Here is a 20883-nt window from a genome sequence, read left to right on the forward strand (position 1 = left end):
CCATACAGAAAGGCCGTTCTCCGGGTGAGGATGGCCTTTCTTGTGTGAATATGTATATGGAGGAAAGAAAATGAGAATCCCCCGCTTGTTCCTTTTTCAGGGCAAGCGAGGGATTCCCGAAGCAATGTTATAACGGTGGAAGTGTATTATTTCTCGATGTCTACCAGTTCTACTTCGAAAATCAAAGTAGAGAACGGTTTGATCTTGCCGGCTTCCTGTGCACCGTATCCCAGTTCCTGCGGAATGTACAATTCCCATTTAGAGCCTACCGGCATCATCTTCAGGGCTTCTGTCCATCCCGGAATCACACGGCTGACAGCCAATGTGATGGGTTCTTTAGAACTGTCGAATTCTGTACCGTCAATCATGGTACCTTTGTAGTTCACTTTCACGCGTGAAGTATCGGCCGGAATGGCACCTGTACCTTTGGTGATGATTTTATATTGCAATCCGCTGGCTGTAGTCTGAACACCTTCTTTTGTTTTGTTCTTAGCCAGGAATTCTTCGTTCTGCTTCTTGTAGTCCGCATATTTGGCTTCCAAAGCTTTTGATTTGATTAATTCAGCTTTTGAGCGTACATACACAGCTGCAGAGTCTACTGAAACAAAGCCCTGTTTCTTTACGGTAGCGATGAATCCAGCCAGGAAGTTTTCCTTGCTCAGTGACTGGGTAGAGTCCTGTCCGAAAATCTGACGGTTGTTGTAGTCGAACATGTCACCGCTGATTTGCTGGCCAATCTGCATACCTGCCAGATAGGCTTTCTGTTTGGCATCTGTTTCCTTGCAGCCCTGTTCCAGACCTTTGATGAAGTCGGCTACGTATGCTGAATCAACGCCCAGACGGCCTTGTACATATTCCATTAAACCCTGAGTGTTGGTTACACCCATCATATAAGACAAAGAGTCTACGTCGCTTTTCAGGTTGGCTTTCGGGCCTTGTGCTGTACATGATGCCAGGCTGGCTGCAGCGGCAAGCATCATAAAAAATGTACCTTTTTTCATTTGCTTCGTTATTTATAATACTTCAATTAATTCTACTTCAAAAATCAGGGTGCTGTGGGGCGGAATCATTTCGCCGGCTCCTTGTGCGCCGTATGCCAGTTCCGACGGGATGTAGAGTTTCCACTTGGCACCTTCCGACATCAGCTGCAGTGCCTCTACCCAACCTTTGATGACCTGGTTTACACCGAATACAGCCGGTTCGCCACGCTTGATGGAACTGTCGAACAGCGTTCCGTCAATCAGCGTACCTTCGTAGTGGCAGCGTACGCGGTCGGTAGCTTTCGGCTTCTTGCCGTTGCCCTCCTTGATTACTTCATACTGCAATCCGCTAGGCAGGGTTACTACGTGCGGGTTTTTCTTGTTCTCTTCCAGGAATGCTTTCCCTTTTGCTATGTTTTCTGCGTTGGTTTTCTCTTCCAGTTCCATGAAGAACTTGTTCACGATTTCACGTGCTTCTGTATGAGAAATAGCAGTCTGATTTCCTTCCAATACGTCTTTGATAGCCTGTGCGAAGTCATTTACATCGATGGAGCGTGCGCCCATGCTGAACAGGTTTTGGCCAATCCCCAGACCAATGGCGTAACTAAATTTATCCATAAATAAATCTTGTATTAAAATGTGAATTAACGGGGAGCAAAGGTATCTTTTTTCTGTGAATATGAGGAATTTTGATTGATAAATTTTCTTATTTTTGGCGGGTGAACACGTTTCTAAATCATGTATCTAAAATAAGGAGGAGAAGAATATGAAAAATCTGGTTGTATTGACAGGGGCCGGCATGAGTGCGGAAAGCGGTATCAGCACGTTCCGCGATGCAGGAGGATTGTGGGACCAGTATCCGGTGGAACAGGTAGCCACTCCCGAAGGGTATGCGGCCAATCCGGAACTGGTCATCAATTTCTACAACGACCGCCGCAAGCAGTTGCTGGAGGTGAAACCGAACCGCGGTCATGAGTTATTGGCGGAACTGGAGAAGAATTTCCATGTCACCATCATCACACAGAATGTGGACAACCTGCATGAGCGTGCCGGAAGCCATGAGGTGATTCACCTGCACGGTGAGCTGACCAAGGTGACTTCCAGTTACAATCCCAATGACCCGCGTTATATCAAGGAACTCCGTCCGGATGAATATGAAGTGAAGATGGGCGACAAGGCAGGCGACGGTTCCCAGCTGCGTCCGTTCATCGTCTGGTTCGGTGAGGCGGTGCCCATGATTGAGACAGCCGTGGAGTATGTGGAGAAGGCCGATATCTTTGTCATTATCGGGACCTCCCTGAACGTCTATCCGGCGGCAGGCCTGCTGAATTACGTGCGCGACGGGGTGCCGGTCTATCTGATTGACCCGAAAGAAGTACGTATCGTTTCCGGGCGTCCGGTACACGTCATCCGCAAGGGAGCTTCCGAAGGGATGGAAGAATTAAAAAAAATGTTATTGAATGAAGCAAAGTAAACAAATTCTTTCTATATTTGTTATCATTTTAAACTAAGAACAAATACTAACTAATTAAGAATTGACTGATTATGAAAAAGTACATTTGCACAGTATGTGATTGGGTTTACGATCCAGAAGTGGGTGATCCAGACGGAGGTATTGCTCCGGGTACGGCTTTTGAAGATCTTCCAGAAGACTGGGTTTGCCCGGTTTGTGGAGTCGGAAAAGAAGATTTCCAGGTAGTAGAAGATTAATACACTTTTCTTGATAAGAGCGGCCTTCTAAAAAGTATGCCATATACTTTTGGAAGGCCGTTTTCTTTTTGCCTTATTCCGGCAGGGTTATGCCCATTTTCCGCATCAGGAAACAGGCATTCATGTTTTGTGCCACTCCTTCCCGCAGTTGGTAAGAGAAGGTCAGCTCGTTGTCCTTGATGTCGGCTTCGAAGCAGTAATTCCGGATTTCGTCGGGGAACTGTTCGATGAGGCTGCCCAGCAGGAGGTCGTGGGTGGCGATGATGCCGTTGGCTTTCAGGCGCATGAACTGGCGAATCAGCTCGAAGGAGCCTTTCTGTTTGTCCAGCGAATTGGTGCCTTTCAGAATCTCGTCCAGAATGATGAAGAGCTGTTGGCCTTGGTTCAGCAGGTCGATGATGCGTTTCAGCCGTTTCAGCTCGGCGAAGAAATACGACTCGTTGTCGGACAGTGAGTCGGATGTGCGGAGGCTGGTAATCAGCTGATGGGGATAGAGCACCAGCTTGTCGCAACACACGGGAGCGCCGATACAGGCCAGCAGGTAGTTTACCCCGATGGTACGCAGGTAGGTACTTTTTCCGGCCATGTTGGCACCGGTGATGATGAGGAAGAAGGGGCGCGACGGGAGAGTGGCGTCGTTTTTCACACATTGGGCAGGCGGCATGAGCGGATGTCCCATCCGGGTTGCCAGGAAACAGAACGGTTTCTCGGCCAGTTCGGGATAGGTGTAAGTGGGGTGATTATAGGCAAAGGTGCCCAGCGAGCAGAGGGCATCCAATTCTCCGATGGTTTCCAGCCAGCCGGTGATGTGCTGTCCGTAGCGGGCTTTCCATCGTTCGATGCGGACAATCTCTTGTAGCTGGAAGAAAAGACTTCCCTCCAGCAGGATGTACAGAAACTGGTTGTTGCGCAAGTCCAGCCGGTCGAGTTCCCTGGAGAGCTGTTGCAAGGCGTCAACGGGTGATTTGCCGTCCATATCCAACCGGTTCATCAGCTGTTTCAGGGCGGGGGCTTCCCACTGTTCCTTCTTGGCCAGCGCAATGAGTTGTGCATATCCGTTCAGGCTTTTCAGTTGTTTGCCGTAGGTTTCCTGCACGTAGGTAGCCCGTTTGACAATGCCGAAACTGAGAATCAGAAAAAGGCCGAACGAGAGTCCCAGCCAGGTGAAGGAGGCCCATCCGGCCAGCGAAGTAATTAGGAGCAGTCCGTTGATAAGGGGGACTCCCCACGTAAGGGCTTTTACCCATCCGGCATGCAGGTATTGCGACGGGCTCTGACTCCAAGCGCGTAATTTCTCTCCATCGGACGGCGTACCCTGATGTACGAGTCCCGTTACCCGGAACTGTTCCCGGAACAGGGGACGGCGACTCATATCCTGTACCATTTGCTGGCGTACGCGGATGGCGGAAGGCTCACAAAGGTGGTGTTGCAGCCAGTAAGCCAGACAGTCTTTCCCGAAAATGGTACAGGTGCGGTTCATGGCCTGAAACAGGGAGTGGCGTCCGAACACGTCGAGGTCGAAGGTATAAGGATGTGACGGGTTGATATAGGCTTTTCCGTCGTCGAAGCTGCTGTAGTCGCCGGAGAGCGCCTGTAATTCTTCTTTCTGGACACATGCCTCGGTTTCCAGCCATTTTTTCCGGTGGAAGAGTCGGCTGTGAAGTTTCACGAAGATGAAAAAAGGGAGGAAGGTGAGGCAGATACTGGTTGTCAGCAATGCGGGCTGGTGGAAAAAACAATAGATTCCGGCCAGTCCGGCTACGAACAGCCCCACGCGGAGGGTGCTGACGCGTGCGATTTGTTGTTTGACTTTGCGTAGTTGACCTTCTGCCGAGGCCAGTCGTTCTTGGTAGTAGTTTTCAGGGTTCATACGTCTGTATTTGTGTAAACACGACAAAGGAACGAAAAAGTGTAAAATTGCGGCTGAAAAATCTGTTAAAAGGTTGAATCTGTTTGTGTTTTTCATGAATAAATGTCTTCTTTGCAAGGAAATCAAAATGTATTTATAAAAAGTGTGCGCGGTAACGCGTTTTCTTTTAGTGGAAATGCGTGCTCGCACACACATTTTTTTGAGAACCTATCTATGCAGAAGAACAAAAACATGCGGCTGACCGACATTGCCCGTCTGGCCAATGTGTCGGTGGGTACAGTCGACCGTGTGATTCACAACCGGGGACGTGTTTCGGAAGAGAATATCCGTCGGGTGAAGAAAATCATGGAACAGGTGGGCTACAAGCCTAATCTGATTGCCCGTTCGCTGGCTGTCAAGAAGCCTTGCCACCTGGTAGCCTTGATTCCGGACTTCCGGGCGGGCGACTATTGGAGCGCCATGGAATATGGTATCCGCCGGGCGGAGGAAGAGCTGGAGAGTTATGGGGTGAAGGTCACGGTACTGACTTTCGACCAATACAGCGAAAGCAGTTTCGAGGAGACGGCCTCCCGTTTGCTGAGCCTGCCGGAGGCGGTGGACGGCGTGGTGGTGGGAACCCTGTTCAAGGAGGCGGTCATCCGTCTGTCGGCTTTGCTCGATGCGCGTGAAGTCCCGTATGTGTATGTGGATTCGGACATCGAGGAACAGCATCGGCTGGCATATTACGGTACGGATTCCGTGGCTGGCGGTGAAATCGGAGCCCGGATGCTGTTGGCTTCCATGGCCTTTCAGGGCGATATCCTGGTGGCCCGGATTCAGCACGGGAAAGGCGGACTTTCCACACAGGGAGAGAAACGCTATCTCGGTTTCCGGCGCTACCTGGCGCAGCAATGTTGCTCCATGCCGCTGCGGGAGGTGGATTTATGGATAGGGGATGAGGCACACAACAGGCAGGTGCTCGACGAGGCTTTCCGGCATTATCCGGACATCCGTGGAGCGGTGACTTTCAATTCTTCCTGCTACATTCTCGGTGAATACCTGGAAAAACAGGGCCGGAAAGACATCCGGCTGGTGGGATATGATTTGATTGACCCGAACGTGAGGCTGCTGAACGAAGGTTATGTGCAGGCGCTGATTGCCCAGCGTCCGGAGTTGCAGGGCTACAACGGGGTGAAGGCGCTGAGCCGGCTGCTCCTTTTCGATGAACGCCCGCCCGTGGTGAACCTGTTGCCGATAGACATTTTGTTGAAAGAGAATTATCGGTTTTATAATAAAGTATCGAATTTATTGCTAATCTAATTATTATGGCAAACGAATTATTTAATGTAGACGGCAAGGTAGTCGTCATGACCGGGGGAGCCGGTGTGTTGGGAAAAGGTATTTCCAAGTATTTGGCTGCACAAGGTGCAAAAATGGTCATCCTCGACCGTAGTGAAGAAGCGGGAAAAGCATTGGTCGCAGAAATTGTGGCACAGGGTCACGAGGCTACTTTCTGGTACACCGATGTGATGCAGAAGGAAGTGCTGGAACAGAACAAGAAAGACATTCTGGAAAAGTATGGCCGCATTGACGTGTTGCTGAACGCAGCGGGTGGAAACATGGCTGGTGCCACTATCGCCCCAGACAAGACTTTCTTCGACTTGCAGATTGATGCGTTCAAGAAGGTGGTCGACCTGAACCTCTTCGGTACGGTATTGCCGACCATGGTTTTTGCCGATGTCATGGTGAAACAGAAAAAAGGAGCTATCGTGAACTTCTGTTCTGAGTCTGCCCTTCGCCCGCTGACCCGTGTGGTAGGTTACGGGGCTGCCAAGGCTGCCATTGCCAACTTCACGAAATACATGGCTGGCGAACTGGCCATCAAGTTCGGCGACGGCTTGCGCGTGAACGCCATTGCTCCGGGCTTCTTCCTGACCGAACAGAACCGTACGTTGCTGACGAATCCGGACGGTTCACTGACCGACCGTTCCAGAACGATTCTGGCTCACACTCCGTTCGGACGTTTCGGTGAACCGGAAGACCTGTATGGTACCATCCACTACCTTATCAGCGATGCATCCAGTTTCGTGACGGGTACGGTAGCCGTCATCGACGGTGGCTTTGATGCTTTCTCTATTTAATCGAGTACGAACCTTAAAAAAAGAAACGTTATGTATTTATGTGAACAAACCTGGCGCTGGTATGGTCCGAACGACCCGGTGTCTTTGTGGGACATCAAGCAGGCCGGTGCCACAGGTATCGTCAATGCCTTGCATCACATTCCGAACGGTGAAGTGTGGACGGTAGAGGAAATCATGAAACGCAAGCAGATGATTGAGGAAGTCGGCTTGAAGTGGAGTGTGGTAGAAAGTGTGCCGGTACACGAACATATCAAGACGCAGACCGGCGATTTCATGAAATATATCGAGAACTACAAGGAAAGCCTGCGTAATCTGGCCAAATGCGGCATCTATATTGTGACTTACAACTTCATGCCGGTGCTCGACTGGACCCGTACGGACTTGGCTTATACCATGCCCGACGGTTCCAAGGCTTTGCGCTTTGAACGGGCGGCCTTCGTGGCTTTCGACCTCTTTATCCTGAAACGTCCGGGAGCAGAGAAGGATTATACCGAGGAAGAAAAAGCTAAGGCCAAGGCACGCTATGAGCAGATGGATGAAGAAGAAATCCACCGCCTGACCCGCAACATGATTGCCGGACTGCCGGGTTCGGAAGAGAGTTTCACACTGGAACAGTTCCAGCATGAACTGGACCGTTACAAGGACATCGATGCCGAAAAGCTGCGTGCCAACCTGATTTTCTTCTTGAAACAGATTTGTCCGGTAGCCGATGAGGTAGGGGTGAAACTGGTCATCCATCCGGACGACCCGCCACAGACGATTCTGGGCTTGCCGCGTATCATGAGTACGGAAGAGGATTTCCGCAAGCTGGTGGAAGCCGTGCCGAACGAGTCCAATGGTTTGTGTCTTTGCACGGGTTCGCTGGGCGTCAGTGCCAAGAACGACCTGGCCGGCATGATGGAGCGCTGGGGCGACCGCATCAATTTCGTACACTTGCGCAGCACACAGCGTGATGCCGAAGGCAACTTCTTCGAAGCCAACCACCTGGAGGGTGATGTGGACATGTATCACGTGATGAAGAACTTCCTGCTCATGCAGCAGCGCCGCAAGGTCTCAATCCCGATGCGTCCGGACCACGGCCATCAGATGATTGACGACTTGAAGAAGAAAACCAATCCGGGTTACTCTTGCCTGGGCCGCCTGAGAGGACTGGCCGAACTGAGAGGACTGGAAATGGGTATCGCCAAGTCGATGGAAGAAAAGAACTGATAAATCAGCTGACCGCTGAGGGTGTATAAATGAAGAAAATGGTTCATGGAGGAGAGAATCCGTTCATGGACCATTTTGTTTTGAGGTATATATCCCCAAATTACTTCTCTTAAGTGCATGTAAAGACTATGTAATCTGCATTTATGTACATTATGCTAGTAATTGTTGCCAGTCCTACCAGAGTTCAATTACAGGTTGTATTTGCAGATAGTCCGGCATACACATTCCTACCGCAGCTCCAATAAAGGTTGGATCTGAAATATAATATTTTTTTCCTTTATATGAATAACTGACCCCTTTTATAGGATATGAAAGTTCAACGGCTGTACATTCATGTCCTGGGAAGTTTATCAAGTGGCAGTCAATGTTCAATACATTTCTCACTAAATACGCAAAGAATATGGAACGGTCTTCACAATCACATGCTGGATAATATAAAATCTCTTCAAGAAAAAAAGGCTTTTCATAACCGAATTGCTGTTTGTCGGTTGCATAGCGGAAGGCATATTGAACGAAATGGAGTAATGCATTTAATGCTTCCAACTTTTCAAATCCTGTTAATTGTGTCTTTAGTTGTTTTACGATTTGTTGCCGTACATCATTTAATAGGGTGGACGTTGCATAAGTAGGTATTGGCATTTGAGGATAATGTGTTAACATGCTGATTAAGGCTTTTGATATTGTTCCGTTAACAGATAAATTGCCGTCTGTCAATTGGAATTCGATGGGTTGAATATTGGGAAGAGCAAGAGGAGTCTGAAATGACAAATCTATGCTTTTCCTGGTAGAAAATCGTTGTGGAAGATTACAAGTAGAGATGGAAGGAAGTTTTTTTTCTTCTGCTTTTGAATCGTAAAATATATAATATTTATTTCCTCCTAATTGAAGATATGTTCGTGCATATACAGTTTGTTCAAAAGGTATCATTAGCACGAGTTGTTTTTCTTTTGTAAGTCCTAATCTGATGTCATATCCCATGTATGTGAGTATAAAATGACGAAAAATTATGCGTATATTCGGAGTGTAAGAGGCTAACCATTGATCTATATAACAGCGAATCAGCTCAGTTCTCAGCCAGTCATTTAAGACAAGCTGGTCAGCTATGTATTTCAGTTCAGAAATTAAATATTTGTAGTCGTTTTCTTTTAGAAGTTTATCCCAGTAATCACTGATTGCTTCTGGTGTATAGGAAGTAAGTGAAAAAGGTTTGTCGGGTTCTGGTAATTGAATGGGAATTCCATAGAAGGATAACTCGAAATATTTTTGAGAATCATCATGTTTGGGTTTTCTTGGTTGAGATATAGGAGGCGTAGGTTGTTTGTCTGGATTGGGTATTTGAAAGGAGACAGGATTCAATTGTATTGGAACGGATGGTTGTGCTTTAGGGGAGAACTGGGGTTGTCTGTTAGGCTTGGGACAAGAATCCGAGGTGATACCACGAAAACTTTGATATTCCTGCCATACTCCTTTCAAGTATTTAGCATAGTCGTTGAGAACGTGGGTGCGATGGGCTGAATAACGTCCTAATACACCTTCGCGAAATTCCTGAAATGAGTTATTGGGGGTTTGTGCAAAGAGTTCTCCTATAAAACATAACATGATAAATATCCCTATATATATTTTCTGCTTCATTTTTGTGATATTAAAAAAGCGTCGAGATGTATGATTGTTCTAAGAAAAACGTTTCAATACTTCCCGACGCATAAATTAAATTTATAACCTGTTAGGATTATTCCCCGTTTACTCCTTCTTTTATAAATTCACTGATTTTTCCTGCATATTTCTGTGCTGCGGCCGATTCTTTCATTGCATTTTCGTAAGCGCGGATACGAGCTTTAGTAGCGGCGCTTTCGCTTGCAATAAAATAACTTTGCATTTCGAATGTACCATTTCCGTTGTCACGTATGACAGAAAAACTGGGCTCAAGTTCTCCTTTGATTTCTTTTTCTACTTCACGTTCGTAGGCTGCATAAAAATGTTCAAATTCGCTTTCCGCATTGGTCCCATCTCCTGAGATGTCGGATACCACACGTCCTTTTACTTGGCTGCCTGCACGTTGTGCATACGTTACGACAGCATTGTTGTATGCCATTTGTACACCAACATTTTTTGATTTAAAATTGGAGGCTACTCCTACAACTTCCACCGCATCTTCTCCCATGTTGGAAAGTTTGTCAAAATGCTTTAGCAAAATAACGTCCTCACTGCGTGATGTACCGTAGATTTTCCATCCACCTTTTTTGAATTCTTTTTGTTTGGCTTTGAACTCTTTTTTCAACGCTTTTTCCAGTGCCTTGTTCTGAGCTTGTCCCTCAGCTGCTGGTACCATTAATAACAATGCTAGCAGAAATGTAATCAAGTGTTTCATATTATTTTTATTTTTAGGAGTCTGCATAATAAGATGTCTATGTACTTATAGGTAACTATAATCATAACTTTTCAAGTCTGTTGAGATTTCTAGTTTCCTTCCTATCTAAGGTGGGCTACATCATACTATGTTGTGTTGATTCCTTTTCAGATGTGTATATATTCTTTATCGTAATATCGAGATAGATTTCTTTATTTGTACTTTTTTCCATGCATATTCACAATATTTTTTAGAAATATTTTTCATAGATATTTTATTTCTCCTGTTCTGTTCTAAATTTTGCTACATTACTAAAATAAGTAAATTCTCCAACCTTTGCGTAAGTGGCATAATAATACACTGTTTGAGAAGATAAACCGGATAGGGTGACAGCAATTGTTTCTTCTTCTCCCTCCATTTTTTGCATCATACCTTCTTCTGGATGTGGATATTCCTTTTCTCCATACCAAATTCCGCGTTCAGTTATGTCTACAGATGATTTAATAAGCCCTGTAACATGTGCTGAATTAGTTGTGATATTTTGAACTTCTCGACTAGTTTCACAATAAACTCTTTCATCTTTTACTGGACGTATAGAAAACATAGCCTGTGACATGTTATTCTCAAAAATGTGTTTGGTTTCTGAAAGAGTTATACGTTGAGCTGTATAGCTATATGCATAACTATGTTGGGTACCTACATAATAATAACCATTAGTACTCCCATCATAACCAATAGCTGGAAGGAAAATAGAATTGCCATTTTTACCTGTTACTTTGTAGCCATTTATTCCTTTGTAGATAATCCATTCCCATGTGCATTCTTGGAGAAGTTTATTCCATTCATCTTCTGTAGGAATACGATATCCGTTCCCTAATGAATAAAAGGCTGCATCATATCCAGTTCCGCTAATGACTTTAAATGCTTTCTTAGAATTTGAATTATCTAGAGGATTTCCCCATCCATAATATCTCCCCTCTCTCTCAGGCGTACTACTTTCTAGATTACAGCTGGCCCATTTTACATCAAGGCCTAAATCAATGACTTCTCCTTGTGTTATTTCTATTTCATTAAGAGTAAAACTTCTTATGTTGTCGGAAAAAATTCTTTGACCATCTATTATCATACAAGAACAATAGTAATAAGTTGTGGCTGGTGTTAGCCCTGATAAACTTGTAAGATAGAGATAGTCATTATTGTTAGTATAAGGTATAAACGTACTTTTATTGTTCTTGACTTCATTTTCATTTTTACTATATACAATTCCTATTTCTTCTCTTCCCGGCTTAATCTTTTCAGAGCTAAATTCTGTCACTAAGGTTACGGTTTTGTCAGTAATATCTAATGCGTCTCCAGTTGATAAAAGATATTCGTCAAGTGCTGTTTTTATATTAAATTCATTTGAATATATGGGTTTTGTAGAAAAACTAGAATAAACATTTACTAATACTATGTAATTAGTGAAGCCTGTTAAGTTGTTAAAATCACATACATAATAGTCTTCTTCTTTATCACTTTTTATACCTTGTTTCTTTTCAATTTCTACCCATTCTGTTCCATTGTATTTTTGTAGAATAAATTCTATTTTTTCAAGTTCTTTTCCTATTGTTTTAATATAACTTCCAACTTGTATTGATTCATTTTTTATAGAGGGAAAGCTAACTTCTATCATTTCGATTTCAGTCGGTTTTTCCTGACTCCAGTCGTATGGTTCAGTTGAACATCCATAAAATAATATTACAGATAATACAGTAAAAGCTATTTTAAAAATTGATTGTTTCATATTAAGTTATTTTTTATTCGTTTTTATTCCATTCTTCAGTAAACTTTTTCTCGTCAAAATTCTTGCTGAGTGATTTGTTTTCCAGGATATTCTTACATAAAGAATTAAGTACTTTATTTTTGTCAAGTTTCAATGTCACATATACAGTATATTTGTTTTTCTTTTCTTTAATAACTGATTCGTTCGACACTTCTACGTTACTTAGTAAGACAGATGCTGTAGTTTTAGTTTCGGTTATGAATTCATCAATACTTTCTCCTGTGAGTGAGTTATTGCTTATATAGCTTTCCGAAACATTTTTAACTTTTCCGTTAACCATTGTTGCCAAAAAATTGCGGGCATGTAGTAGGGCTTTTTTTCTGGCTATCGCTGCGTTTGGTGCGGTTGCACTTTGTGTACAAACAAATGCATTATTGTTATCATCTGTAGCAAAGGCATAGTGTAGCGATATTAGAAACATAAACGCTAAATAGATCAATTTATTTTTCATATTCAGGTTTGTTTAAATTATCTATTATTAAATCAACTACGCTTATTTGCAAATCTGTTTTTCTTACTTTATTTTGTTGAAGCCATTTTGCGAACTGAGCAGAAGTTATTGATGGAAGTTGGCTATATCCTTTGGGAATTTCATTTCCTGTGTCTGTTACCATGCTGAAAAAGAAATCCTTTGTAAAAGGAGTTTCCGAGAAAAGGTAATAAATACGTATGGCATCGTATTCTTGGTCGGTCATCAGTTCCAATTCGTCAACTGTTTGTCGGTCTTTATCGGGAACGGCTGAAAGATCAAAAAATGAATGCCATTGGTTTGCCTCAATTTTTACGTCGTCGTCTTTGTCAAAAGCAGCATAAGGCAACATTCGAAAAGCATTCTCTCCATTATCCATAAATAAGACAAGGTGCCCAGATTTTGTACTCCGAAAGCGGGTAATGAATATATCTCCTTGATGGAAGACCGAATCATTCCCCACCGTCAGATGAGTTTCAGAGTCTTGAATTTTTTGTTCTGCAATGATTTGTTTATGTCCATTCAGTATCTGAAACTCAAATTGAGGTAGTATCTGATTAAGAGGTTGCGCATATCCTTTAACTCGGCAGGTCCATTCCGTTGCGGAAACTTTCTTTTTTAAACGTCCCCAACGATTCATTCGAAGAATTTCTGTTTCATGGGAAGTTAAACTGGGTTCTGCCAGATTTGCCTTCCAGATACCTTGTGGAAACTGGGAGGTTAAATCCAGATAATGTTCATAATTATCTAACTCGCCTTCATAACTTTTCATAAAGTTTCCGTATGTGATAGAGGTACCGAATTTTTTCTCAATGGCTTCCTGTTGGGCCATATTGATTAAATCTGATTGCTTGAAATCTTCTCCGTCGGGAACTTTAATAGAAGTGGTGCCTTCTACTACTACCCAGTCGGATGGAGGAGTACCTTGAAATACTTGGGCTTGTGTGTAACTGCTCCACACTGTTACACACGCTACCCAAAGTATTATTTTATTAGTTAGTTGCCGCATATATATTGGTTAGAAGGCATTTAAACTAGACTGTTTTTTCAAGAAACGATTTCCATTGAACCAAAATCCAATCGAAAGGCAGTGGGCTGATTTCAACCTGTTTCCCCTTTCTCCTTCCGTGATGGTTTTTGTCATATTAAAATTCTTATATCCTATGCGGAAGTTCCCGATTTCAAAGCCTATGCCAAACTGGTATCCGATATTTCCCGTTTTATAAATAAATTCTGTATAGAGATTATTGTCATAATGCTCATCTGTTCCATTGAAAGCAAAGATAGGTGTTACGCCACCATTGAGGTAGATACGGGCTTTATTTGAAATTAGGTATTTTGCCTCTATTTCAAAAAGCAAATCCACACCTCTTTCCCAAGCTTCTGTACGGTTTTCATCGCTTATAAATGTATAGTTATTGGGGTTAAACTTACTATTGTCTTCAATCTGCATAAAACCTATTCCAGTTCGTAATGAAAGAGTAAGCCAATTGGGAGTCCAATGGCGAGGTAATAAATAGTCGGCCACAAAATTAGCCTGATACATGGTGCGTCCCGTATTGTCCTTGCCTGTGTTAAATCCATTATAGTCGTAATGATAGGCAGTGTGTACCCCTCCTCCTCCTTCAATTCCAAAACGCCATTGTGCATTGGCATTCAAAGAAAAAGCCCATATCATACACAATATACATACGATTTTTATATATATTTTCTTCATTGTTTTCAAACTTATTTTTATTGAACTTAATATTTTACAAATACATCATTTTTACGTGCACTGACCTGAATGACAGGATCTTGACGAACCTGATTACCTTCCAGCTCTTTTACCAGATAAGGTACGCCAGAACTTTGATTATCAGATAAATATTTATATAGCTCATCGAAAGAAAGCACTCCATCACCATTTAAGTCTGATTTTGCTTTATCTTGCATTGCTTTGAATAAGACGTAAGAGAACAAACCGTGTTTCTTTTCCTTGTACCAATTGGCATATTGGTCTTCACCTGACGCTGAAAGTATCACAAATTTAGCCAATTTATCAGGTTTGGGACGGCGTACGAATTCTGTGGCAGATGCTTCCATGGAGATTTCTTGTCCAGAGAAACAAGCATCTGTAATGACATTTACTTTATCTACTGGTAGTGCACTCAATATACGGTAGATGCTTTGTAATGAGGTGGCTTGTTCTTTACAACTTTTCGGATTGGAACGAACTCCCAATAAATAGGGTTCTCCCATGAAAGGATATCCATGTCCGGAATAATAGAAATATACTTCTTTACTTCCTGTGGATGCAACTAATTTAGCCAATTCACCTTCTTGATTGTCTGTTCCGAAAATATCATCAAAATCTTTTTTATCAGCATTTGTTTTAAATAGAATATTTTTCTCGTCTAATCCGAGGGTTTTAACCAAATAATCTCGCATGGTAGTCGCGTCATTCACTGCATATTTTACAGGACCAACTTTCGTGCTTCCTTGCTTTCCTGTTGCTACCTGATAATCGGTATTACCGATTACTACAGCTACTGCGTTTGATTTAGCTGTTGTTTCAGGAATGTTTGTATCTACCTCTGATGTTCGTTCATATACATTTTCTTTATATGATGCGATTTCCGGATAGTCTTTTTGGAATGCATTATGGATGGTTACTTCTACAGCTACACGGCGATATTCAGCTCCTACTTTGTCTGCTACTTCTGCGAAATGCTCATAATGTACATTTGCTACACGAAATGCACCAATATGTTTTTGCATAAAATTCTTGATATCTAGTGTACGTAGATAGGCTAATTGTTCATTGCTGCTGATACCGTCTTTGGTATTGACTGATACATAGCCGAATGAACCGTTTACAAAATACTCAGCATCTTTAATCTCTCCAAATGTCCCGTCATAGGCAACTGCGTTACGGAATGGGCTAGCGTCTGTACTTCCAATAATCTTTACTGTTACTTCTGTTCCAGGTGCGATATATTGTTCCAGTTTGGATTCAATTGTACTCTTAATAATACCTGCTGTTTGAAGGGCTGCTTGGGAATCCTTCAGCCGATATTTCCCTGATGGCCAGTCTTCTGTGCCTTCATCGATTCTCAGTTTCTTTAAATGTTCAGAGAGGACCTGCACATCATAACGAACCTTCATATTATACTCTACCTGTCCATCTTTCTTTACTTCAGGCATTACTTCTGCATTGACATCTACTTGTGTGTTTTCTGTTAATTTCTTCTGTGCACGTAATTCTGAAATCATGGTTGCTAAAAGCTCTTTTAGGTCTCCTTTGATTTCATTTGTTACATCTTCTGCTTTCTTGACAGCTTTTTCAACAGTTTCTATTTCTTTTTGGGGTTCTTCTTTTCTCTTGACATCCATCCATAAAGGATTATAGGGAACCAATGCTAATTCTTGGGTATCTCCGTAGGCACGTCCACCTAATTCGAAACGATGTTTGTCATTCCCTATTGTGACATAAAGAGTAGCTGTGCGGTTCTTTTTTAATGATTTTCTGAGTGGAATGTTTATTTCTCCTTTCAGAACTCTACCTTTTGTTAAGGTTAAAGCTTTTGATGGTAGGGCTTTATAGGTTTTTCCTTCAATTTCCAATACGATGTTCTGTTCTGCATCGAATGCTATATCATTTCCTTTTTGCAGTTTTACTTCAAGTAGGAATGTCATCATTCCTCGATTGGGTTTTCTTCCAAAACCAGAAATCACACAGTAGCTTTTTGGTAAAACGGAAATTAAATCTTTTTGGTTCAGATTGGCAGTGACTTTGGGCCAGCTAGGATTATTCATATCAAAGGAGGTTTCTTTGTCTGACTGGATATCCCGCCAACCTACATTAGGAAGGACTGATGTTTTTATTGGATTTATGGAAGAAGATTTCTGTCCATATACAGTCATTCCACACATAAGCATAGAAGCGCAACATATCGTTGGAATCATGCTAGTTTTTTTCTTACCTTTACATTTCATTATTTAATATATTTAGCTTGTTGGAAGAATTGAATTAGCGCATATTTAATTTTTCCATTAGGGTTCTTATTTGTTTATATCGTGGAACTCTCAGGATACTCATTTCCGCAAAGGGGAGATAAAGGCTTTATTCATGGTAAAAAGAAAATAGGCTTTTAATCTCAGGCTTCGTCTCGCAAAAGTAGAAAACAGAAAATAAATGTGAAATAGTGAAAAATAAAGAAACCGATTGAATGTACTTTTTTGAGATTCAATCGGTTGAGAATACTGTTTAGGTGGTAGTTTTTTTACAACAGTTTCAGGGCTTCTTTAATTTTGCTGTAATGACGTCGGCTGGCTGTCAGTTCCAAATTATTGAAAGGAGCGTACAAATTACATCGTAATGTACTGTTTTCAATAGAAGACAGATAATCAATGTTAAGGATACAGTCGGTGTTGATACGAATAAAAGATGAATGTAAGTTTAAGATATCGCGGGCTTTGGTGCTGAGGCGTAAGCGGTGTTGCTTCATGTTGGTTAATGTCATGTTCCAGCATCGGGTTTCATTGGAATACTGAAAATATAGTATTTCAGAGTCACGAAGCAGCAAAAGATTGTTGACAGTTTGTACGGCGAACTTGTGGTCTTTGCTAAGAAGTTGGTGTATGGCTTGTTCAAAATTAACCGGGTCATTGCTTTTTTCAAGTTTCACGCGTTCTATAATCTGGTGCAGTTCCTCTGTTTGGTAGGGTTTTAACAGGTAATCAAAGGCAGAGGCACGGAGGGCATCAATCATATATTTGTCAAATGCAGTATAGAATACGACGTGCATGTTATGGTGTATATAAGGTTTTATTTCCTGCAATAGATCGATTCCGTTCGTCATGGAAAGTTCGATATCGAGGAAAAGCAAATCGGGTTGGTATTGTATAATGCTTTTTTTTGCTTTTTGTGAAGATGTTTGGGTGTCCAAGATGGTTATTTCTGGATAGGCGGTCAAGTCGTCTACCAGATGACGGATGGAATTTGGTTCATCGTCAATGACAATAGTAGTAATGTTTGTAGTCATTTGTTTAAAGTTTGAATTGATAGTTGAATGGAACGTAAAGGCTGACTAGCGTTCCTCTTTTTCCTTGCGCGGAAAGGTTTTCAATATTGAATTTGATGGGTTCCGTGTTTTTCCCATTGAGTAGTTCTATGGTACGGAATAGCATTTTTAATCCATTGCCTGTACCTCGTTCTGAATGATCGCCATGCCCGGGGTCGTATCCACAACCATTGTCGTAGATATGAACTCGTATTCCGTCTCTTGTTGTGTCAATCCGCACTTGAAGGTAGGCATCGGCTGGAGGTTCACTGCCGAAAGCATATTTGAGGGCATTTTCTACCGGTATTTGTATGCTCATGGAAGGGATAAGCATTTGCATGGGTACGTCAGGATTGATTTCCCATTGGGTGGGAGGAGTATTGGGGGTGGTTTCCTGGCGTAAGGTAGCATAGTTCTTTACGAGGTTTATTTCATCTTCCAATGATACAGCAATTTGGTCGGATACAATTAAATTGCCCCGTAATACTTGGATGAAAAGTTGCAGTAAATGCGACAAGTCGGGATATTGTTTGAACATGGGCATGATAGTGTTAAGCACATTGAATACGTAGTGTGGGGATATGCGGTTTTTTACGTTTTCCATACGTAAATGGGAAACGAGTGCCAACTGTTGGTCATATTTGCGCTCATTTTTACGGTTAATGTGTACAATAATAAGTGCTGCACCTAAGATGGAGATGACCAATAATGACAACACAAGTATGAGTGTGTTGTGTTGGGCGGAAAGCTGTTCGCGGTTGTGGGCTATCATTACGTCTCGTTTTAATAGAGTGGTATCTTGGCGGTAACGGTAGTCGATTTCTGTAATGTTATTGATATGACGTAGATTGCGTATGGAGTCATCATATTCATTCATGGCTACGCGATAGCGGTAAGCATTGGTGAAATCACCTTTTCGGGCGTAATATTCCATGAAACGCTTGTTGTGCAAATACATGTAGAGCGGTCCTATTTTTAAGGAGTCGTATGGCTGGGATAAATAATAGTTTACGCGGTCCAGTTGGTTTTCATTCAAGGCTAATGCTGCTTGCAGGCTATGAAGGTAAAACATAACTTCTTCACTGGTAGTCGAATCATTTGTAAAGTAAGTGTATGATTTGTCTAGATAAAAGTGGGCTGAATCGTTACGGTTCATCAATGTGTACACTTCGCCGATATTGGCTTCGATGAGGGCATCATACGACGGTTGGTTAAACTTGCGGCACACTTTATAGGCTTGTTGGAAGCAATTCAAGGCTTCAGGATATTTCTCTTCAAAGTAATAGCAGTTTCCTTTGGCGTTGAAGTAGATATAGTTTTCATAATTCAGTCGAGGTTCCGGATTACGTTCTGCCATGTCGAAATAGTGATGGGCTTGGCGAAAGTTATGAAGATCGGCATACACTTGTGCCAGTCCAGTGTAGATGCTGAACCGGATGCGTTCTGAATTCAGAGAATCGGCCAACCATAAAGCACGTCTATAATAGCGGGAAGCATTGGCCAGTTCACCTTTCTGGCGGTATTGGTCTGCCAGGTTGATACAGATGTTTTCTAATTCCGAGCGGTTATCTGTTTGCATCAGGGCATGATATGCATGGTGAAGGCAGGCGATGGCTGAGTCTCGTTGTGCCAGTGCCTGAAGTATGGCGAAGCGGTGGTTCCAGCATTGGGCTTCTAGCTCTTTATGTTGGGGGTGTGTCAGGCAGTAATTTTCCACTCGCTGGTTCATCCATAATGCGCTGTCTGTCTGTCCTTGCAAAAAAAGGCAATAGCCTGAGAATAATTCCAGCTTGTAATACGATGCGCTGTCCGTCAGTCTTGCCTGAGCCGTACGAAAGCGCTGTCTCATGAGTCCTGGATAAGTATAAAGGGAGTCATAACGATGGATAAGAAAAGTATCTATGGTATGGTGTTGTGTCTGATTTGCCTTTTGTTCAGGTGCACATGAGACCAGTGTGCATAATAATAAACTACATAAAATGAATAGACGGTTGTTGCAAAAAGAGTTCACAAAATTCTTCATATATCAATATCTTTCAAATCAAACGGCCTAGCCTTGGAATGGCTTTTTATGCTGCTGTTTTCATCTGCAAATATAAAATATTACAGAATCCTTAACAATGGCAGAAGGTCGTTTCCTGTATGTTTTGAGCTTACATGGTGAAAAAATAAGTATATATGGCGATTAATTAGGTTTAGGGTAGGATAATTAAAAAGGTGGGACAGCTGAAGCTGATGGCCTTTCTCTAGTTTGTATTTAGAAATGGATTCTTTTAAGATTCTGAAATATAGCTTATTAGGGAAATTCTTCCGTTAAGCTTAATTTATGGAGAGCTTGATTTTGGGGTGTTTGGTGTATTGTATGGGGAATTTGTAAGGATTTTTGGGGGGCTTTTTACGTTTCGCAGGGCCGAACCGTACGTTTGCCAGTCCGGAAACATACGGCTCCCGGTGCGGAAACGTATGTTTCCGGGTTGGGGAACGTAGAAACCGGTGAGGGGTTTTCACATGATTTCTAGGACATTTGTGGTTTTTCGTGCAGGCAGATGAAAAAACGCCACAGGAGTTATGTCAGGGGAATGACATAGCTCCTGTGGCGTAAAAAAGAATGTATTTCAGTAAAACCGCTTATTCCACAGTGAAGCAATAGACGATGATTCTTTTTTCATCTCTGGAATCCGGGTTGGACATGAAGACACCGTACTCTCCCGGAGTCGGCTCGAAAGACAGCAGATAGGAACTTTCTCCATAGCGCTTGGCTTTGTAGTCCACCAGTTGTTCTGTACCGGCGGAACTTCCTCTGAAGGTGTTGACCTGTCCGATTTCGCAGCGTCTTTCGTTTTTCTTGATTTCAAATCTGACCAGCTGGATGAAAGAATTCGGGTCTTGGTCATTGTTGGAGCTTTTGACGATGAGTCTGTACTCACAGTCGGGTTTGGCGATGCAGGTGGAAGTTTTTCCTTCTACATGGATACGGGTCTTGACGGAACCTATGCCTGTCAGATACAGGGATGCGGCAGCCTTGGATTTGATTTTTCCGCTTTTCTTTTCCAGAGGGAGGGCGAGGGTGTCTGTTCCGGAAATACACAACAGGTTAGTTTCTCCTATAAATTCAGGTTCATAAGTGGCTGAACCGGTATCCTGTGCTTTGCCATAGGCAACGGCCACAAGGAAACAAAGGGTTGCAAGAAGTTTTTTCATGGCGTATTTTTTAGGTTATCCACAAAATTACAGTTTTTTGTCAAAATATATGCGTTGTGTACGACTTTAACTTTTATTTGTTGAGAGGTTCATAAAAAAAGAATCCTATC

At 42.7% G+C, this 20883-nt stretch carries 18 protein-coding genes; 5 read left to right on the forward strand and 13 right to left on the reverse strand.

What is annotated here, in order from left to right; genetic code table 11:
• Window positions 1–146: 146 nt before the first annotated feature.
• Together OIM59_RS18185 and OIM59_RS18190 are read right to left on the reverse strand one after the other, a co-directional pair.
• Window positions 147–1001 carry an FKBP-type peptidyl-prolyl cis-trans isomerase gene (locus tag OIM59_RS18185; RefSeq protein ID WP_303898037.1) on the reverse strand — a complete coding sequence of 285 codons (855 nt, stop codon included), beginning with the start codon at window positions 999–1001 and terminating at the stop codon, window positions 147–149.
• A 12-nt stretch (window positions 1002–1013) separates the two neighbouring features.
• Window positions 1014–1598 carry an FKBP-type peptidyl-prolyl cis-trans isomerase gene (locus OIM59_RS18190; RefSeq protein WP_072541511.1) on the reverse strand — a complete coding sequence of 195 codons (585 nt, stop codon included), beginning with the start codon at window positions 1596–1598 and terminating at the stop codon, window positions 1014–1016.
• Window positions 1599–1746: 148 nt separating this feature from the next.
• Between OIM59_RS18190 and OIM59_RS18195 the strand changes: the two genes are divergently transcribed.
• Together OIM59_RS18195 and rd are read left to right on the forward strand one after the other, a co-directional pair.
• A complete protein-coding gene (locus tag OIM59_RS18195; protein ID WP_303898039.1) occupies window positions 1747–2454 on the forward strand; it encodes an NAD-dependent deacylase in 708 nt (235 codons plus the stop codon).
• Between the two features lie 71 nt (window positions 2455–2525).
• Window positions 2526–2690, forward strand: coding sequence for a rubredoxin (gene rd, locus OIM59_RS18200; protein ID WP_022353352.1), 165 nt, complete (start codon window positions 2526–2528; stop codon window positions 2688–2690).
• Between the two features lie 73 nt (window positions 2691–2763).
• Here the strand turns inward: rd and OIM59_RS18205 are convergent, their stop codons facing one another.
• On the reverse strand, window positions 2764–4560 hold the full coding sequence (locus OIM59_RS18205; protein WP_303898041.1) for a MutS family DNA mismatch repair protein: 1797 nt from the start codon (window positions 4558–4560) through the stop codon (window positions 2764–2766).
• Window positions 4561–4773: 213 nt separating this feature from the next.
• On the opposite strand from OIM59_RS18205, the gene OIM59_RS18210 reads away from it, so the two are divergent.
• Genes OIM59_RS18210 through uxuA form a run of 3 tightly spaced genes read left to right on the forward strand, consistent with a single transcriptional unit; the run spans window position 4774 to window position 7889 of the window.
• Window positions 4774–5859 carry a substrate-binding domain-containing protein gene (locus OIM59_RS18210; protein ID WP_303898044.1) on the forward strand — a complete coding sequence of 362 codons (1086 nt, stop codon included), beginning with the start codon at window positions 4774–4776 and terminating at the stop codon, window positions 5857–5859.
• Between the two features lie 5 nt (window positions 5860–5864).
• On the forward strand, window positions 5865–6680 hold the full coding sequence (locus OIM59_RS18215) for an SDR family oxidoreductase (protein WP_022353349.1): 816 nt from the start codon (window positions 5865–5867) through the stop codon (window positions 6678–6680).
• Between the two features lie 30 nt (window positions 6681–6710).
• Complete coding sequence (gene uxuA, locus OIM59_RS18220; protein ID WP_072541515.1) at window positions 6711–7889, forward strand: mannonate dehydratase; 1179 nt, start codon at window positions 6711–6713, stop codon at window positions 7887–7889.
• Between the two features lie 174 nt (window positions 7890–8063).
• On the opposite strand, the gene OIM59_RS18225 is transcribed toward uxuA, so the two are convergent.
• The 10 genes from OIM59_RS18225 to OIM59_RS18270 all read right to left on the reverse strand — a co-directional run bounded on the left by OIM59_RS18225 (window position 8064) and on the right by OIM59_RS18270 (window position 20773).
• Entirely contained in the window at window positions 8064–9521 is a 1458-nt protein-coding gene (locus OIM59_RS18225) for a hypothetical protein (protein WP_303898047.1), read from the reverse strand.
• Window positions 9522–9618: 97 nt separating this feature from the next.
• On the reverse strand, window positions 9619–10257 hold the full coding sequence (locus tag OIM59_RS18230; RefSeq protein ID WP_303898049.1) for a hypothetical protein: 639 nt from the start codon (window positions 10255–10257) through the stop codon (window positions 9619–9621).
• 253 nt (window positions 10258–10510) lie between these two features.
• Entirely contained in the window at window positions 10511–12019 is a 1509-nt protein-coding gene (locus OIM59_RS18235; protein WP_303898051.1) for a hypothetical protein, read from the reverse strand.
• A 13-nt stretch (window positions 12020–12032) separates the two neighbouring features.
• The gene (locus OIM59_RS18240; RefSeq protein ID WP_303898053.1) at window positions 12033–12509 is read right to left on the reverse strand and encodes a hypothetical protein; all 477 of its coding nucleotides are present in this window, start codon (window positions 12507–12509) and stop codon (window positions 12033–12035) included.
• Window positions 12499–13536, reverse strand: coding sequence for a hypothetical protein (locus OIM59_RS18245; protein WP_303898054.1), 1038 nt, complete (start codon window positions 13534–13536; stop codon window positions 12499–12501). Before OIM59_RS18245 ends, OIM59_RS18240 begins: the two co-directional genes overlap by 11 nt.
• 9 nt (window positions 13537–13545) lie before the next feature.
• Window positions 13546–14244 (reverse strand): hypothetical protein, encoded by a 699-nt coding sequence (locus tag OIM59_RS18250; RefSeq protein WP_303898055.1) that lies wholly within the window; start codon window positions 14242–14244, stop codon window positions 13546–13548.
• Between the two features lie 26 nt (window positions 14245–14270).
• Window positions 14271–16475 (reverse strand): caspase family protein, encoded by a 2205-nt coding sequence (locus OIM59_RS18255; RefSeq protein ID WP_303898056.1) that lies wholly within the window; start codon window positions 16473–16475, stop codon window positions 14271–14273.
• A 317-nt stretch (window positions 16476–16792) separates the two neighbouring features.
• Window positions 16793–17554, reverse strand: a complete 762-nt coding sequence (locus OIM59_RS18260) for a LytTR family DNA-binding domain-containing protein (protein ID WP_303898057.1) — start codon at window positions 17552–17554, stop codon at window positions 16793–16795.
• Window positions 17555–17558: 4 nt separating this feature from the next.
• On the reverse strand, window positions 17559–19421 hold the full coding sequence (locus tag OIM59_RS18265; protein WP_303898058.1) for a tetratricopeptide repeat protein: 1863 nt from the start codon (window positions 19419–19421) through the stop codon (window positions 17559–17561).
• A 779-nt stretch (window positions 19422–20200) separates the two neighbouring features.
• Window positions 20201–20773 (reverse strand): hypothetical protein, encoded by a 573-nt coding sequence (locus tag OIM59_RS18270; protein WP_303898060.1) that lies wholly within the window; start codon window positions 20771–20773, stop codon window positions 20201–20203.
• Between the last annotated feature and the right edge of the window lie 110 nt (window positions 20774–20883).

Origin of the sequence: Bacteroides mediterraneensis, from assembly GCF_025993685.1 — a bacterium.
GTDB classification, from domain to species: Bacteria; Bacteroidota; Bacteroidia; order Bacteroidales; family Bacteroidaceae; genus Phocaeicola; species Phocaeicola mediterraneensis_A.

Excerpts from the sequence above, each read along its gene's own strand:
- OIM59_RS18195 (WP_303898039.1), top strand. The coding sequence starts at position 1,747 with ATGAAAAATCTGGTTGTATTGACAGGGGCCGGCATGAGTGCGGAAAGC.
- OIM59_RS18215 (WP_022353349.1), top strand. The coding sequence starts at position 5,865 with ATGGCAAACGAATTATTTAATGTAGACGGCAAGGTAGTCGTCATGACC.
- OIM59_RS18230 (WP_303898049.1), bottom strand. The coding sequence starts at position 10,257 with ATGAAACACTTGATTACATTTCTGCTAGCATTGTTATTAATGGTACCA.
- OIM59_RS18185 (WP_303898037.1), bottom strand. The coding sequence starts at position 1,001 with ATGAAAAAAGGTACATTTTTTATGATGCTTGCCGCTGCAGCCAGCCTG.
- OIM59_RS18235 (WP_303898051.1), bottom strand. The coding sequence starts at position 12,019 with ATGAAACAATCAATTTTTAAAATAGCTTTTACTGTATTATCTGTAATA.
- OIM59_RS18270 (WP_303898060.1), bottom strand. The coding sequence starts at position 20,773 with ATGAAAAAACTTCTTGCAACCCTTTGTTTCCTTGTGGCCGTTGCCTAT.
- OIM59_RS18250 (WP_303898055.1), bottom strand. The coding sequence starts at position 14,244 with ATGAAGAAAATATATATAAAAATCGTATGTATATTGTGTATGATATGG.
- OIM59_RS18255 (WP_303898056.1), bottom strand. The coding sequence starts at position 16,475 with ATGATTCCAACGATATGTTGCGCTTCTATGCTTATGTGTGGAATGACT.
- OIM59_RS18240 (WP_303898053.1), bottom strand. The coding sequence starts at position 12,509 with ATGAAAAATAAATTGATCTATTTAGCGTTTATGTTTCTAATATCGCTA.
- OIM59_RS18210 (WP_303898044.1), top strand. The coding sequence starts at position 4,774 with ATGCAGAAGAACAAAAACATGCGGCTGACCGACATTGCCCGTCTGGCC.
- OIM59_RS18205 (WP_303898041.1), bottom strand. The coding sequence starts at position 4,560 with ATGAACCCTGAAAACTACTACCAAGAACGACTGGCCTCGGCAGAAGGT.
- OIM59_RS18225 (WP_303898047.1), bottom strand. The coding sequence starts at position 9,521 with ATGAAGCAGAAAATATATATAGGGATATTTATCATGTTATGTTTTATA.
- uxuA (WP_072541515.1), top strand. The coding sequence starts at position 6,711 with ATGTATTTATGTGAACAAACCTGGCGCTGGTATGGTCCGAACGACCCG.
- OIM59_RS18190 (WP_072541511.1), bottom strand. The coding sequence starts at position 1,598 with ATGGATAAATTTAGTTACGCCATTGGTCTGGGGATTGGCCAAAACCTG.
- OIM59_RS18265 (WP_303898058.1), bottom strand. The coding sequence starts at position 19,421 with ATGAGACAGCGCTTTCGTACGGCTCAGGCAAGACTGACGGACAGCGCA.
- rd (WP_022353352.1), top strand. The coding sequence starts at position 2,526 with ATGAAAAAGTACATTTGCACAGTATGTGATTGGGTTTACGATCCAGAA.
- OIM59_RS18245 (WP_303898054.1), bottom strand. The coding sequence starts at position 13,536 with ATGCGGCAACTAACTAATAAAATAATACTTTGGGTAGCGTGTGTAACA.
- OIM59_RS18260 (WP_303898057.1), bottom strand. The coding sequence starts at position 17,554 with ATGACTACAAACATTACTACTATTGTCATTGACGATGAACCAAATTCC.